Origin of the sequence: Slackia exigua ATCC 700122 (genome assembly GCF_000162875.1) — a bacterium.
GTDB classification, from domain to species: Bacteria; Actinomycetota; Coriobacteriia; order Coriobacteriales; family Eggerthellaceae; genus Slackia; species Slackia exigua.
Genome location: NZ_GG700631.1, coordinates 343,277 through 359,123, shown reverse-complemented (window position 1 = coordinate 359,123; position 15,847 = coordinate 343,277). Strand labels below are relative to the sequence as shown.

Here is a 15,847-nt window from a genome sequence, read left to right as displayed (position 1 = left end):
TCCGAGCAGCCTGCCCGGGGAAGGAGCGGTTCGCCGATGACGAAGCGCGTCATGGTGGGCATGAGCGGCGGCGTCGATTCGAGCGTTACCGCATACGTGCTCAAACAGCAGGGATACGAAGTCATCGGTGCCACGATGCGCCTGCATGGCAGCGACCTGCCCGGCCGCGACGCGCGCTCGTGCGCGAGCCGTACCTGTTGCAGCCTGGACGACGTCGAGGATGCCAAAAGCGTCGCGCGCCGTTTGGGCATAGCCCATCGCACGATCGATTTCACCGATCGTTTCGAAGACGCCGTCATCAAGCCGTTCGTACGCGCGTACGAAACGGCGCGCACGCCGAACCCGTGCATCGACTGCAATCGCCGACTGAAGTTCGGAAGCATGCTTGAACGGGCGCTCGACCTGGGGTGCGACTATGTGGCGACGGGCCACTACGCGCAGATCGTGCGCCGCGGCGACCGATTCGCCCTCGTGCGCGGCGCCGATGCGTCGAAAGACCAGAGCTATGTGCTCTATTCGCTCACGCAGTACCAGCTGGCGCACACGCTGCTGCCGCTCGGCGGCATGCGCAAGTCCGAGGTGCGCGCGATCGCCGCCGAACAGGGCTTCATCAATGCAGACAAGCCTGAAAGCCAGGATATCTGCTTCATTCCCGACGGCGACTACGTCGGCTTTCTGGAACGCTATTCCGGCCATACGCCGCAGCCGGGAGAAATCCGCGATGAGGCGGGCGCGGTGATCGGACGGCATTCGGGCATCGAGTCGTTCACCGTGGGGCAGCGCAAGGGCATCGGCATCGCCGCATCGGGGCCTCTGTACGTGGTGGCGAAAGACGCGCGGGATCACGCGCTCGTCGTCGGGCCGAAGGATTCCCTGCTGTCCGACGGGTGCGTCGCCGACGACTGGAATTGGGTCGCCGATCCCGAGGATCTCGCATCTTTCGAGGTCATGGTCAAGACGCACTATCGCCAGACTCCGCATCCGGCGCGCGTGGAGCGCAGGCAGGACGGCACGGTCCGCATCGTCTACGCGTCGCCCGCGCGCCTCGCGGCGCCCGGCCAGGCCGTCGTCGTCTATCAGGGCGATGAGGTCATCGGCGGCGGCACCGTCGCCTCGACGTTCTGATCGGCTCTGCGCATACGAGACGGGAATGAAGAGAGGTCGAACGGGGATGTCCGCTCGACCTCTCCCTTCGGAAATTCCCGGCCTATGCCGCCACGATGTCGGAGACGGCTTGGAACGCCTGGTCAAGATCGCCGATGATGTCTTCGGCGGCTTCGATGCCGATGGACAGGCGGATGGTGGCCTGCGTGATGACTGCGTCCGCGAGCTCTTCGGCGGTGAGCTCGGCATGGGTGGTGTCGTAGGGATGCACGACGAGGCTCTTGACGTCGGCGACGTTCGCGAGCAGCGAGAAGATCTTCAGGTTGTCGATGAACGCATATGCGGCTTCCTTGCCTCCCTTGATCTCGAACGTGAAGATCGACGCGCCTCCATCGGGGAAGTAGCGCTCGTAGAGCTCGTGGTCGGGATGTCCGGGAAGGCTCGGGTGGTTGAGCTTTTCGACCAGGGGCTGGGCCGCCAGGTATTCGACGACTTTCTTCGTGTTCTCGATATGGCGGTCGAGGCGCACGGCAAGCGTTTCGGTTCCCTGGAGCAGGAGCCAGGCGTTGAACGGCGAGATGCAGGCCCCGGTGTCGCGCAGCAGGATGGCGCGTATATAGGCGGCGAGCGCCGCCGGTCCGGCGGCTTGGACGAACGACACGCCGTGATAGGAGGCGTTCGGCTCGGAGAACTGCGGGAAGCGTCCCGACGCAGCCCAGTCGAAGGTGCCGCCGTCCACGATCACGCCGCCGAGCGTGGTGCCGTGTCCGCCGATGAACTTCGTGGCGGAATGGATGACGATGTCGGCGCCGTGCTCGATAGGGCGGAACAGGTACGGCGTGCCGAAGGTGTTGTCCACGGCCACGGGAATGCCGTGCGCGTGGGCGATCTTCGCGATGGCGTCGACGTCGGGGATGTCGGAATTCGGGTTGCCGAGCGTTTCGATGAAGACGAGCTTGGTGGTGTCTCGGATGGCGGATTCGACTTCCGCGAGGTTCTGGGCATCCACGAACGATGTGTCGATGCCGAACGGCGCCAGCGTGTGCTTGAGCAGGTTGGCCGTGCCGCCGTAGATGGTCTTCTGCGCGACCACGTGGTCGCCGCCGCGGGCGAGGGCCTGGATGACGTAGGCGATCGCCGCCGCGCCGGATGCCACGGCAAGCCCGGCCACGCCTCCTTCGAGCGCCGCGATGCGGTCTTCGAAGACGCCTTGGGTGGAATTGGTCAGGCGTCCGTAGATGTTGCCGGCATCGCGCAGCCCGAAGCGGTCGGCGGCGTGCTGCGCGCTGCGGAAGACGTACGACGTGGTTTGGTAGATGGGCACCGCGCGGGAGTCGGATGCGGGATCGGCCTGTTCCTGCCCGACATGCAGGGCCTTGGTCTCGAATCGGTATTCAGTCATGGTTCGTTCCTCCGAATGCGAAATCGTTCGTCATGATGCAAAGGGAAAAGGGCGAAGCAGTGCGCCCGGTCGCGTTCCCGGCTGCCACGAATCCGATTCGAATGAATGCGGAAGGCCGGGAGCAGCGCCCGTATGCCTCCCGAACGAGGTCTCGCCGATGCCTATCGGCGCGCGCGGCCCTCAGGCGGAGATTTCGCTCAAGAGGACTGCAAGATTCGCTCGGGAGCAGGGCATTCGCCTGCAAGGCATCGATGCGCGCATGAAGATCATGTCGTGCGTGGCGTAGCAGCCTCGGTTGAGCGTGTTGAACTTCTCGGTCATGCGATGCCTCCTTCCGAGCGTCGTGCCGTCCTGTGATGACGACACAATAACCCACTAACCAATAAGGTCAATAGGTTTTAAGAACATGCGGAGGAGTCTTCACAATCGGGATCGAGACGAAGGGCGGTCCGCGTGCGAACGGAGTCGTAGTACAATGGCGCGGTTTGATTCGCCGATGGGCGCCGCTTCGCGCGGGCTTCGCGTCCCGAAAGGATTCTCATGGTCGCATTCGACTTCGAGAGCAAGATCGCCAGCATTCCCGATTACCCCGAGCCGGGCGTCGTCTTCAAGGACATCACGCCGCTTCTGGCCGATGGGGAAGGATTCTCGGCCGTCATCGACGCGATCGCCGACCATTTCAAGGATGCAGGCGTCACGAAGGTCGTCGGCGCAGAGGCGCGCGGCTTCATGATCGGCGCACCTGTGGCGTATCGCTTGAACGCCGGATTCGTTCCCGCTCGCAAGCCGGGCAAGCTTCCGCGCGCGACGCTTTCCGAGGAATATGAGCTTGAATACGGCGTCGACCGTCTGGAAATCCATGCGGATGCGCTGTGCGCCGACGACGTGGTCCTTCTGGTGGACGATCTGGTGGCGACCGGCGGCACGGCCGTCGCGCAGATCCGCCTGGTGCAGAAGTTCGGCGCACGTCTCGCGGGCCTCGGGTTCCTGATGGAGCTTGAATTCCTCGAGCCGCGCACCTGCATTTCACGCGCGACGGATGCCGACGTCTTCTCGCTCGTGAAGGTCAGGTAGGCGCCTCCCTCCCATGCTTTGAAAAGCATATGTGAACAGGTGTTTCAAGAAACGGTATCGATACGGTGTCAAGGCCTTGATGACCTCGTCTCCTGCGGTATAGTGGCAGCATCATCAACCCTGTAAGGCGATCCGCGCCGTGCGTTCGGCCTTCGGCGGCCGGCTTTCGACGTCGAAGATCGGACAGCATGCATCGCCACGAGAAAGGAAGTGGTCGCAGTGCAGATCAAGTACTTCCAGACCGCATGGAACGACGTGAAGAACTCGCCCGGCTGGTTCAAGAACGTGCTCAAGCTGGGCCTTCTCGATATGATCCCGATCCTCGGCACCATCGTTCAGAACGGTTTCCTCTATGGATGGGCACGCGAGGCCGCATGGAACGTGCGCAATCCTCTGCCGCGCACGATCTTCGGCAACAACGATACGCGGCTCTGGGCGCGCGGCGGGCTCATCTTCGTGTTCATGTTCGTGCTCGGGCTCATTCCCGGCATCATCTCGACCTTCAGCGATATGCTGACGAACAGCGGGTACTTCGCGCTGCTGGCCGGCGGGTCGTATTACGGGTCGGTGCCGCCCGTTTCCGGCGGCGCCATGGCGCTCGGGTTCCTGCTCTCGCTCGTCTCCCTTGCGCTCTACGTGCTTGTGGAATTCATAGGCTGGGCCGGCAGCATGCGCATCAGCATCTACGACTCGCTGTCCGCAGGCTTCAATATCAAGAACGACTGGAGCATGCTGAAGCGCGACACGAACGGCATCGTGCGCATCTTCGCGATGAACCTCCTGTTCGGCCTTATTTTCGGTCTCATATTCGGCCTCGTGTTCTTCATCGTCTGCTTCACCTTCCTGATGTCGATTCTCGTTCCCGTGATCAACGCGTCTTCGGGAACCATGTCCGATTCCGAAATCATGACGGCGATCGCGAGCGCCGGCGCCGGCTTCCTGGTGTTCATGCTCGTCTTCACGCTTCTCATATACGCGCTCATGTGCGTGAGCGTTTGGCTCCAGATGATCACGACGCGCGCCCTCGGCTATTGGACGTCGCAGTTCAACGTTCCGTCCTGGGGTCCTCAGGACGCTCCGCTCCCGGGTGGATACGCCCCGACCGGCGCATGGCAGCAGCCGAACCAGTACCAGCAGCCCCAGGGCGGCCAGCCGCAGCAGGATGCCCAGCCGCAGCCGAATCCGTATCAGCAGCAGGCATACGGGCAGCAGTACCAGCAGCCCCAAGGCGGCTACCAGCCGTTCGCGCAGGATCAAGGCTTCGCACAGCCTCAGCAGCAGGCTGCCGCACCGCAGACGGCGGCTTCCGCGCCGCAACCGCAGGCCGCGGCTCCTGAGTCGGCCGAATCTCAAGCTGCTCCGGCAAATCAGACCGCTCCGGTCGCTTCGGTCGCACAGGCTGCTCCTGAACAGGTTGCTCCGGCTTCTCCGACCGACCCTCAGACGGCCCCTGCTTCGGCAGCGCAGGCTCCCGCCGCTCCTTCGGCGCCCGAGCCCCCAGCGCAGGCATCGGTTCCGGCCGGCACCGACGTGCAGGCCGCAGCGCCCGCGGTTCCGCCGACGCCTCCGGCCGCAGCGTCGTCGCCTGTCGATGCGGATGCCGGCGAAGGAGATGCGTCTGCACCTCATGACGCGTCCTCTTCCGACGAGACGGGCAAATAACCTTCCGACTCGTTGCTCATGTCCTTCCAAGACGCCGTCCGCTCCGTTGCGGTCGGCGTCTTTCTGCGAATAAGGAGATGATTTCCATGTCTGCGCTTCCTCCCGACCAGAATCCCGCGCGTCCCGAAGGGGAGGGCGGCCTGACCATGCTCGAGCGCATGAACGGCGGCCGTCACGCGATGCTTTCCGCATGGAGCTTCACGCAGCTTTCGATCGATGATACGGCCGATGCGATCGATATCGGCTGCGGCGGCGGCGCAAATGTCGCGCGTCTGCTCGAGCGCTGTCCGCGCGGCAGCGTGACCGGCGTCGATTACGCTCCGACGAGCGTCGATAAATCGCGCTCGTTCAATGCACGGGCCATTGCGCAGGGTTCCTGCCGTATCGTCGAAGGCGACGTGATGGCGCTTCCCTTCGCCGATGCATCCTTCGATGTGGCGACCGCGTTCGAGACCGTGTATTTCTGGCCCGATATCCGCCGATCGCTTTCCGAGGTCGCGCGCGTGCTTCGTCGCGGCGGCACGTTCATGATCTCGAACGAGGTGGACGGCACGGCCGAATCCGACCGCGAGATGGCCGCATCGTTTTCGGGGATGTCGATGTATACGGGCGACGATCTTGCAGCCCTCCTAGAGGAAGCGGGATTCGACCGCATCGAGGTGCGCACGCATCCGAGCGAACGTTGGATGGTCGTGCTGGCCCGTCGCGCCTGATCGGATCCCCAATACTTTCGGCCTGCCGTGTCCTTCTGGCGCTTCGTACCGATTCAAGAGCTCGGTGCGTACGCTTGCCCACCCTGCTGTATTCCTACGCGAGGATCAATATCCGCCCCGTCCGATTTCAGCTTTTCGGCGCGGCTCGGCGTGCTCGTCCCTTCGTTTCCGTTCATGCTGCGTGTTCGTCATATAGAATGGTGACGCATTGCATGCAGGAAAGGGAAAGGGTCGTTCATGACGAAACCGCTTGGAGCGGCGCTCAGGGCCGTGCTCAAGATCATCTCGACGCTTCTGGTGTTCATCATGCTCGTCGTCGGGTGCTATGTCGCGTATATGCAGATCACCTACTATCGGATCGACGACAACGAACGTCTCGTCACGGATTCCAACGTCCTGCAGACGCTGTCGGCGGGAACGGAATACACCGCGACCACGTACAACATCGGGTTCGGGGCGTATACGCCCGACTACACGTTCTTCATGGACGAAGGCGTCATGGCCGACGGAACGCCGAAGAAAGGCACGCATGGCACGGCCGTGAGCAAGGAAAGCGTCGAAGCCTGCACCCAGGGCGCCATCGCGACCACCCAGGCCCTCGATCCCGATTTCGCTCTGTTCCAGGAGGCGGACGTCGATTCGACGCGCAGCTATCATGTGAATCAGGTCGATGCCATCAAGGGCGTCATGCCCGGCTACGGATCGACCTACGCGGCGAACTTCCATAGCGCGTTTCTGGCGTATCCGCTGACCGACCCGCACGGCATCGTGAATGCCGGCCTCCTCACGATGACCGACGCGCACGTCGCAAGCGCGGTGCGTCGCAGCTATCCGGTGTCGGATGCGTTCCCCGCCAAGTTCTTCGATCTCGACCGTTGCTTCGAGGTCCTTCGCATTCCCGTGGACAACGGCAAGGAGCTCGTGCTCATTAACAGCCATATGTCCGCGTACGACGAGGGCGGCACGGTCCGCGCCCAGCAGCTTGCGATGCTCAATCAGGTACTCAAAGAAGAATACGAAGCGGGCAACTACGTTATCGCAGGCGGCGACTGGAACCACGCGCTGTGCGGCAGCCTTGAGATGTATCCTTCCGAGCAGCAGGTGCCGAGCTGGGTCGCGACGCTTTCCTCCGAGGATCTGGCCGAAGGCTATTCGGTCGTCGAGGCGAGCAACCTTGCCGATGTCCCGACGTGCCGCGGCGACGACATCCCGTATCAGAAGGGCGTGACGTACACGACCACGATCGACGGCTTCATCGTGTCGGACAACGTGACGGCCGCGGCCGAGAACATCGATACGGGATTCGAATTCAGCGACCACAACCCCGTCAAGCTCACGTTCTCGCTCAACGAATAGAAGCCGACGGCGGCGGGAGCATGACGCGAAGCATCTCCGCATGCTTGGGATACAATAGGCGACTGATTCTCGGACGGGGCAGGAAAGGACGCATCATGAACTTCGCTGCAATTCTGGCGGGAGGCCGCGGCACGCGCATGGGCAATCAGGACAAGCCCAAGCAGTATCTGCTCCTGGACAAGAAGCCCATCATCGCGTACACGGTCGAAAAGTTCCTGATCATGCCTGAATTCGAGAAGGTCATCGTGCTCTGCCCCGATGCCTGGGTGGAACCGACCAAAGACATCCTGCGCACCTACGTGGGAAAAAGCGACCGGCTGGTCGTCATCGCCGGCGGAGAGCGGCGCAACGACACCATCATGAACGCCATCGCCTATATCGAAGACGCCTTCGGCATCGACGACGACGCCGTGCTCGTCACGCACGATTCGGTGCGTCCGTTCGTCACCTACCGCATCATCAAGGACAACCTTGACGCCATGGCCTCCCACGATGCCTGCGACACCGTGATTCCCGCCACCGACACCATCGTCGAAAGCGTCGACGGCACGGTGATAGACGCGGTTCCCGAACGAAGCCGCATGTTCCAAGGTCAGACGCCGCAGACCTTCAAGATCGGTGCGCTCAAGAGCCTGTACGCCTCGCTTTCGAACGAGGAGCGCGCCATTCTGACCGATGCATGCAAGATCTTCGTCCTGCGCGATCGGAAGGTCGCGCTCGTGCCCGGTGCCGCATCCAACATCAAGATCACCTATCCGACCGATCTCAAGATCGCGCAGGCGCTCCTGGGGATCGAGGATTAAATGCTGAACACCGTGTATCAGCTGACCGCGCCGCGCCGCTTCGAGATGCTTGTGCGCGACGAGAGCATCGATGAAGGCACCTTGCTCGTGCGCCCGACGCACCTGTCTATCTGCAACGCGGATCAGCGCTACTACCAAGGAACGCGCGGTGCCGCCATCATGGCCGAGAAGCTTCCGATGGCGCTTATCCATGAATCCATCGGGGAAGTGGTGCTGGACAACACCGGCACCTACGCGCCTGGCGACGCCGTCGTCATGATTCCGAATCTTCCGTGCGAATCTCATGAGGTCATCGCCGAGAACTACCTGCGCACGAGCAAGTTTCGCGCATCGAGCGCCGACGGCTTCATGCAGGAGCTCGTACGCACCGTGCCCGATCGCGTGGTGGCCTTGCCCGAAGGCATCGACAAAGACGTTGCGGCTTTCACCGAGCTCGTGTCCGTGGCGACGCATACGATTTCACGCTATGACGCGTTCGCCCACGCGGATCGCTCGTCGGTGGGCGTCTGGGGCGACGGCAACGTCGGCTTCATCACGGCCCTTCTGATCAAGAAGCGCTTTCCTCGCGCCGCGGTCTACGTGTTCGGCCGCAACGAGGACAAGCTTGCCGATTTCACGTTCGTCGACGGCACGTATTTGACGAACGCGATTCCCGCCGACCTCATCGTCGCCCATGCGTTCGAATGCGCCGGCGGCTTGGGGTCGCAGAGCGCCATCGACCAGGCGATCGACCATATCCAGCCCGAAGGCTGCATCGCGCTCATGGGCGTAAGCGAAAACGCCGTGCCCATCAACACGCGCATGGTGCTCGAAAAGGGGCTGCGCGTGTTCGGCAGCAGTCGTTCGGGGCGCATCGACTTCCAGGAAACGCTCGATCTGTACCGGGCGCAGCCGTCGGTGCCGGCATACCTCGAACGCATCGTGGGGCAGGTCTTCGACGTGCGCTCCATCGCCGATGCGACGGCGGCCTTCGAGGGTGACATCCAGAAGCGTCTCGGCAAGACGGTCATGCGCTGGCATATCTAAGCGATGCATTGCGCCGACGCGTGAAGGCGCGAGGCGCATCGGATTGCAAGCCTTTTTAAAGCGTTATCTCCTGCGAATCGAACTGGTGTGCCTGTCCTAACGCGTGGACGAATGCGCTTCGATGAATGCGAAGATGGCATCGGTCGTGGAATCGCCTGGGTGCACGAACGTGTCGCCGATCAGGCGGTCGAGCGCTTGGCGGTCATAGGATCCAGGGTTGTTCGCCAGGCGCTCGAGAAGCGCGACGAGCTCGGATTCGCTCGTGCAGGTTATGCCCGGTGCGATGGCGAGCGGGTTGAAGTTGAGTCCGGGGGATTCCAGGTATTCATCGAGGTCGGGAACGTAGAATACGACCTTCTTGCCGAGAAGCGCGCCTTCGTACATGATCGACGAGTAGTCAGTCACCACGATGTCTGTGCCGATAAGCGACGCGATGCCGCTCGGCCCGATGTGCCCGCGGTTCTCGATCGGGTGGAACGACCAGCGGAATTCGGCATCCACGTCTGCGAGCGCTTCGTCCGCATGGTCGTAGAGCTCGACGAAGGGGTGTTGGGATTCGTCGGAACGGCGCAGGGTGGGAGCGAAGAGGATGACTGTCCGCGCGCCTTCCTCGCGCCGTGCGCGGTCGGCCTCTTCCTCCTGTCGACGCAGCTCGTCGTGCTCGTCGAAGCTGGGGCGTCCGAGCGCTGCGACGCGCTCCACGGGATAGGAGAACGCCTGCGCGTACACGCCGCGGTTGCATGCGCCGCTGCAGAGGATCCAGGAATAGTTGCGATGCATGCGCACGGCTTGCGCAGCGGCGAGCGAGCGGCCTTCGCGCGTGCCGATGGCCTGGTAGCCGAATTTCTTGTAGGCACCGTATGCATGCCAGATCTGCATGACCAGGGGGCGTTCGGGGAATTCGTCGTGGATGGGCGCGTGCGGGCTGTCGGGCGTGCCGGCATGTGCGCCGTTTTGGGCGACCTTGGCCCGTGAGGTGGTCGTCGCTACGTGGCCGTTCGGAAGGTCGCACGGGTCGTCGAGGCCGTCGCTCGGGAGAGTGTCCAGCACGTCGCGATCGGCGTTCGCCTGAATGCCCGATCGTCCGCTTGTTTCGCAGCGCATGTTCACGAGGCTTACGGCCGGGTTGTAGCCGTCTACGATGCATGCGCGGCATCGAGCCAGGTGATAGAGCTGACGGATGGTCGAAGCGCCGTAGGCTATCGCATGCTTCGCCTTGAACGTGCGCGTGATCGTGGCCGGCTTCCATCCGCCGGCTTCGAAGCGTTCGGCCAGGATTTTGAAATCCTTGCTGGGGCTGTTCGACTGGCGCGAGGCGAACAGCACTTCGTTCCGGCGCGTGAACATCAAGCAGAAGAGCTGGTAAAGGCCGTTGTAGACGATGCGGGCGCAGGCGATGGCGGCGTGTTTCATTCAGGCTCGCCTCTCTACCGCTGCGGCATTGCTTGATGATGCGCGCGACATACGGGACGCGTCGGGGGCTTCGGCGTTCGAAAAGCCGGATGATCCATGCGGTTCGCTCGGTGCGCCAGCATGTCGGGGAGCCGCATTGCTCCGGGCTTCTTCGCCATTCCGCCCATCGTCTTGAGCAGGCGCATCCCCGAACATCTCGGTGCAGATGCGTTCGGTTGCATGGCCGTCGCAGGCGCTCATGAATTTCGCGCGGAAGGCCTCAACCTGCGCGGCGTCGAAGCGCTCGTCCACGTGCGTCAGGTAGTCGATGAGTTCCTCGTTCGTGGCCAGCACGGGGCCGGGCGTAAGCTCGTCGTAGTCGTAGTAGAAATTGCGCCAATCCTTGTATTCATCCAGATCGTAGGCGAAGAATGCCATAGGTCGCCCGAAAAGCGAATACTCGAACACGAGCGACGAATAATCGGAGATGCAGACGTCGGCGCAGCTGAGAAGCACGTCGATAGGCAGGCTGCCGTCGTCGAGGAAGGCGAAATCCTGGCAATCGTCGGGAATGGGCGTCGGATGCTTCACGAAAGGATGATGCTTGACGACCAGCACGTATTCGTCGCCGATCGCATGCATGAGCGCACGGACGTCAAGCGCGTCGGGTCCGGTCGCGTTGCTCACATGTCCGCGGAACGTCGGCGCGTACAGGATGACCTTCTTGCCTTCGGCCTGCGGAAACGCGTGTTCGAGCCGCGCACGGGCGCCGGCGAGGAACGCGTCGTCGAAGAATACGTCGGTGCGGCTGACGCCGAGGGGCTTGATGATGCCGGGCGTATCCTCGAGCACCATGGCTTCGGCGTAGGCCCAGGCAACGTCGGGACTCGAGACGGTCACAAGCGACAGGTTCCCGTAGTAGGGATGACGCAGCAGCTCTTCGCGCGTGCCGCCGAAGGCGAGACCGGCTGTGGACATGCCCCATTTCTTGAAGGCGCCGCAGGCATGCCAGAGCTGGGCGATCTTCGTTTCGGGGCGAAGGGGCAGGCAGCTTGCGAGTTGCGATGCGTCGTTGAGGAAGACGTAGCGGGCCGTGGCTATCTCCCGTGCGGCGGCCACGCAGTTCTCGAAGTACCGCGTGCGGGGCACGCTCGTTTCATGCAGCGAGATGAAGACGGTGTCGAGCCCGTAGCGCTCGCGTGCGCATCGTTCGACGAGCGCGAAGCTGTCAGGCAGGTCGTCATCTTTGTTTTCGAGGAAGACGACCTTGTGCGGATCGACGGGCGCCTGGGCCGTCGCGCGATATGCGGCGGGAATGCGCCGGCCGAAAAGGGAATCCTTGGCGATGCGCTTCGCGACGGAGCGGAGCTTTTGAGGAATGCTCATGAGGGGTGCCTCGATCATGAAAAGGAAAACATGCGGATTGAATTATAGGTGAGTTCATCTTTCAGCGCGATTCGCGTATTCTAGCCGGGATCGCGCCTTCGCACGGATGGCATCGAGGTGCAGAGGCTGCGGTTTTCAAGGGCTGACGGCCTAGAGACGCCGATTTCAGCTCGAAGTTCGACCGAGACACGAGACATATAGAAAGGTAATCGCCATGAGATATGACGATGTACGACTCGACGTGCCCCGTTCGGAACGTGCCGAACATCCGTTTTCAAAGAATCCTATCCATGCGATGACGTTCGCGGTCCTGACGGCCGCGATGGTCGTCCTGTGCGCAGCTCCGGCTTCGGCGCTCGCCGACGAGCCTGATGGTGCCGCGGCTGTAGGCGCGGCCGCCGTGGCCGGCGTTGCCGATGAACCTGCCGCCGATGCCGCGGCCGGCACTGCCGGCGGGTCTGCCGCCGCGGCTGATGCTGCCGACAGGCCTGCTGCCGACGAACCTGATGGCGCTGGCAAGCGAGAAGCCGCCGACAACGACGAGGCCGATAAGCCCGCTGCCAAGGCTGCGGCCGATGCGGCCATCGAGCCCGAAGCGGCCGCGGTCGCCGATGCCAAGCATGAGGGCTGGCATCAGGTTGATGGAAAATGGTATTGCTACGATAAAAATGGGCACATGGTCACCGGCTGGTATAAGCCTGGTAAGTATTGGTTCTACTTGGATCCGGAAAAGGGCTTCATGTATGCCGACGGTGTGTTCAGCATAGGTGGTGACCTCTATTACTTCGATAAAGATGGACTCATGGTGACCGGCTGGCAGAAGATCTATGAGGACTGGTATTACTTCAACGACCAGGGACATATGCTCTTCGAATGGCAGAAGATCGGCGACCTCTGGTATTACCTCCATCCTGAAGGCGGCAGCATGGTCACCGGATACAAGAAGATCGGTGGAAAGATGTACTTCTTCGCCGATTCCGGGTACATGCTTACCGGTTGGCAGAAGGTCAATGAGAAATTCCCCGATGCAAAATACGCGGACGTGTTCTTCGAATCCAATGGCGCTGCATCGGGCATGATCAGGACGACGAAGGATGGGAAGCTTCTGGTTTCCGACGAAACCCTCAAGACCTTGACCGGCTGGTCCGAAATCGGCGGCTCCTGGTTCTTCTCGGACAAGGAGGGCATCGCGCAGACCGGCTGGCTCAAGCGCGGCGGCAACTGGTATCACATGGCCGGCAACGGCCGCATGGACACAGGCTGGATCAAGGACGGCGGCAGCTGGTACCATCTCGGCTCTTCCGGCCGCATGGACACCGGTTGGCTCGAGGACGACGACGATTGGTACCATCTTGCGTCGTCCGGCCGCATGGACACCGGCTGGGAGAAGATCAAGGGCGACTGGTACTACTTCAAGGGCTCCGGCCGCATGGCGACGGGCTGGCACAGGATTAATGGGACGTGGTACTTCTTTACATCCAACGGCGTGCTCGTCGAGTAACATCCGGCATCCGCAACGGATGCTTCTTGCAAGTTGATTCGATCGTTTCCGTCCGGCGTCTCTTCTTTTGGGAGAGACGCCGTTCTCGTCTTTCTCTGACACATGTGCATCATGCATCGTCGCGTCAAGCTTTGCCGTAGGATGGCCGTATGTCCCATGGGCGCAGGGCGCTATGGGTCGCGCGTCCATTTTATGCGTCCATCTGCCGAAACGGGATGCGGACTAGCCCCGACTTTCCTGCACGTGGTCTATCATTACATTAGGGGAGCCGTAGCTTCGGTCGATCTGTTTACGGCTCGAAGGGCTCGGATCCGGCTCCGGCCGGCGCCGACGGGGATGCGGGGCAAGGAGGGCGATTGCCATGACGTGCGATGATGTGCGGCTCGATATGTCGCGTTCGGAAAGCAAAGGGAGCTTCTTCTCGAGGGTGTCCTTCGCTGCGGCGGTCTTCGCGTTCTTAGCGGCCGCCGTCCTGTGCGCGGCCCCTGCGCCGGCGTTCGCCGACGAGCCCGCCGCCGACGGCGCGGAGATGCAGCGTGCGGGCGACAAGGTGCTCACGGGTTGGCAGAGGATCGGCGATTACTGGTACCTCTACGACGACGACGGGAACATGCTCACGGGTTGGCAGAAGCCCGGCGGCTACTGGTTCTACCTCGATCCGGATTACGGGTTCATGTATGCTTACGCAATTCTCGATATCGGTGATCATACCTACGGTTTCGACGAGCACGGGCATATGGTGACCGGGTGGTGGGAGTACAACGAGCTCTGGTATCTCTTCGACGAGTCCGGGCGCATGCTCACGGGTTGGCAGAAGCCCAGCGGCTACTGGTTCTACCTCGATACGGACTACGGGTTCATGCATGCCAATGAGTTTCTCCACCTAGAGGATAGCGTCTATTACGTCGATGAATATGGGCACATGGCGACGAGCTGGAAGAAGATCGTCGGGAATTGGTATCTCTTCGACAAGTCCGGGCGCATGCTCACGGGTTGGCAGAAGGTCGGCGGTTACTGGTATTGCCTGGATTCCGAATGGGGCATGCATACGGGATATCAGATGATTGACGGACGCTGGTACCTCTTCGACAAATCCGGGCGCATGCTCACCGGCTGGCAGAGGCTGTATGGAACAGGGGAAGCCATCGAATATGCAGATATCTTCTTCGCGTCCAACGGCGCCGCCTCGGGTGAGATTCGGATGATGTGGGATGGAAATCTGCTGGCCTGGAACGAGGACTCCGGTAATCCGAACGGCTGGTTCGCGCTCGGCGGCTACTGGTTCTTCACGGACGAGCACGGATACGTGCAGACCGGCTGGCTCAAGCGCGGCGGCGACTGGTATCATTTCGCCGACAACGGCCGCATGGACACCGGCTGGGAGAAGATCAAGGGCGACTGGTACTACTTCAAGGGCTCCGGCCGCATGGCTACGGGCTGGCACAAGATTAAAGGGACGTGGTACTTCTTCGCATCCAACGGCGTGTGGATCGGGTAGTCGAGAGGAATTCGGCAACTCGTGCGGCGATTGCGGATAATCGCCTGCGGAGGGGGATTGCCCCAAGATCGTGTTTCGACAACGGCCTCGGTAGTGCACCGGGGCCGTTCCTTTTTTTCTCGGTTCGATAGCGTCGTATGTTCCGATGGCGTTGCGCGTTCTGGCAGCGTTGCATATCCCGGCGCTGCATGCTCCGATAGCGCTGCGAGTTCTGACGACATTGCGTATCTCGATAGCGCTGTAGTATGTTCTGACTCCGATAGCGCTGCACGTTCTGACGACATTGCGTGTTCCTATAGGTGAGCGAGCATGCCGTCTTCCGCAGCAAGGATCTTGGAAGAAACCTTCGGTGAAAACCCGTACGGCCGACGGCAGCTTGATGGTGCAATGGGAGGTCCGGCTCGTCGTCACCGAATCAGACGTCGAGCAATCCTAGGTCGCCGACATCGGCTTTCGATGCGTCGCGCGCGGTAAAAAGGGGGTATCGGCCACCCCGATGCATCGTGTTGGCGACTGCATCAAGTTCCGTCCGAAAAAAAGGGGGGTATAGCCCCTTTTCGACCATCGAATTCGATGCCGATGACAAAAAATCGCTGTTTGGGGATGCGGACGATTTCTTGGACCGCCTACACGGCGTATCCGAGCTTCCTCCGATACTCGTCCGGGCTCAGCCACCCAAGCGATTCCCTGATCCTGTCCCTCCGGTAGTACTCGAGGTAGGACTCCAGCCTCGCGACGAATCCGTCGACGCTCACGCCGCGCCAGTCGCGGTAGTAGAAGAACTCGTTCTTCAGCCTGCCGAAGAACCCCTCCATCGCGGCGTTGTCGGGCGTGCACCCCTTGCGCGACATGGAGCGCGCCAGCCCGTGCCGCTCGCAGATAGAGACCCATCCCGGCCAGCGGTAGTGGCCGCCGCGATCGGAATGGACG

14 protein-coding genes are annotated in these 15,847 nt (G+C 61.9%); 9 read left to right on the top strand and 5 right to left on the bottom strand.

The genetic code is table 11. From position 1 onward, the window contains the following. Positions 1-36 precede the first annotated feature (36 nt). A complete protein-coding gene (gene mnmA / locus HMPREF0762_RS07585; RefSeq protein ID WP_006363046.1) occupies positions 37-1,125 on the top strand; it encodes a tRNA 2-thiouridine(34) synthase MnmA in 1,089 nt (362 codons plus the stop codon). Positions 1,126-1,207: 82 nt separating this feature from the next. On the opposite strand, the gene HMPREF0762_RS07580 is transcribed toward mnmA, so the two are convergent. Further along, the gene (locus HMPREF0762_RS07580; RefSeq protein WP_006363045.1) at positions 1,208-2,506 is read right to left on the bottom strand and encodes an O-acetylhomoserine aminocarboxypropyltransferase/cysteine synthase family protein; all 1,299 of its coding nucleotides are present in this window, start codon (positions 2,504-2,506) and stop codon (positions 1,208-1,210) included. 180 nt (positions 2,507-2,686) lie between these two features. After that, positions 2,687-2,827, bottom strand: coding sequence for a hypothetical protein (locus HMPREF0762_RS09270; RefSeq protein ID WP_156784560.1), 141 nt, complete (start codon positions 2,825-2,827; stop codon positions 2,687-2,689). A gap of 219 nt (positions 2,828-3,046) precedes the next feature. Between HMPREF0762_RS09270 and HMPREF0762_RS07570 the strand changes: the two genes are divergently transcribed. The 6 genes from HMPREF0762_RS07570 to HMPREF0762_RS07545 all read left to right on the top strand — a co-directional run bounded on the left by HMPREF0762_RS07570 (position 3,047) and on the right by HMPREF0762_RS07545 (position 9,140). Further along, positions 3,047-3,580 (top strand): adenine phosphoribosyltransferase, encoded by a 534-nt coding sequence (locus HMPREF0762_RS07570; protein ID WP_006363042.1) that lies wholly within the window; start codon positions 3,047-3,049, stop codon positions 3,578-3,580. A 219-nt stretch (positions 3,581-3,799) separates the two neighbouring features. Next, on the top strand, positions 3,800-5,242 hold the full coding sequence (locus tag HMPREF0762_RS07565; RefSeq protein WP_040619441.1) for a DUF4013 domain-containing protein: 1,443 nt from the start codon (positions 3,800-3,802) through the stop codon (positions 5,240-5,242). Between the two features lie 86 nt (positions 5,243-5,328). Further along, complete coding sequence (locus HMPREF0762_RS07560) at positions 5,329-5,955, top strand: class I SAM-dependent methyltransferase (protein WP_040619440.1); 627 nt, start codon at positions 5,329-5,331, stop codon at positions 5,953-5,955. A 237-nt stretch (positions 5,956-6,192) separates the two neighbouring features. Beyond that, on the top strand, positions 6,193-7,311 hold the full coding sequence (locus tag HMPREF0762_RS07555; RefSeq protein ID WP_006363038.1) for an exonuclease/endonuclease/phosphatase family protein: 1,119 nt from the start codon (positions 6,193-6,195) through the stop codon (positions 7,309-7,311). Between the two features lie 95 nt (positions 7,312-7,406). Beyond that, entirely contained in the window at positions 7,407-8,114 is a 708-nt protein-coding gene (locus HMPREF0762_RS07550) for an IspD/TarI family cytidylyltransferase (protein WP_006363037.1), read from the top strand. Next, positions 8,115-9,140 carry a zinc-binding dehydrogenase gene (locus tag HMPREF0762_RS07545; RefSeq protein WP_006363036.1) on the top strand — a complete coding sequence of 342 codons (1,026 nt, stop codon included), beginning with the start codon at positions 8,115-8,117 and terminating at the stop codon, positions 9,138-9,140. Between the two features lie 96 nt (positions 9,141-9,236). Here HMPREF0762_RS07545 and HMPREF0762_RS07540 read toward each other — a convergent pair whose 3' ends face one another. Continuing rightward, a complete protein-coding gene (locus tag HMPREF0762_RS07540) occupies positions 9,237-10,553 on the bottom strand; it encodes a CDP-glycerol glycerophosphotransferase family protein (protein WP_006363035.1) in 1,317 nt (438 codons plus the stop codon). Beyond that, positions 10,554-11,918, bottom strand: coding sequence for a CDP-glycerol glycerophosphotransferase family protein (locus HMPREF0762_RS07535; RefSeq protein ID WP_115314242.1), 1,365 nt, complete (start codon positions 11,916-11,918; stop codon positions 10,554-10,556). It lies immediately after the preceding gene. 295 nt (positions 11,919-12,213) lie between these two features. Between HMPREF0762_RS07535 and HMPREF0762_RS07530 the strand changes: the two genes are divergently transcribed. Further along, positions 12,214-13,419: an N-acetylmuramoyl-L-alanine amidase family protein gene (locus tag HMPREF0762_RS07530; protein WP_006363033.1), complete on the top strand. Its 1,206-nt coding sequence runs from the start codon at positions 12,214-12,216 to the stop codon at positions 13,417-13,419. 361 nt (positions 13,420-13,780) lie between these two features. Then, positions 13,781-14,917 (top strand): N-acetylmuramoyl-L-alanine amidase family protein, encoded by a 1,137-nt coding sequence (locus HMPREF0762_RS07525; RefSeq protein WP_006363032.1) that lies wholly within the window; start codon positions 13,781-13,783, stop codon positions 14,915-14,917. 626 nt (positions 14,918-15,543) lie between these two features. Here the strand turns inward: HMPREF0762_RS07525 and HMPREF0762_RS07520 are convergent. Beyond that, a partial coding sequence (locus HMPREF0762_RS07520) for an IS3 family transposase (RefSeq protein WP_006363029.1) occupies positions 15,544-15,847 on the bottom strand: 304 nt, incomplete at its 5' end.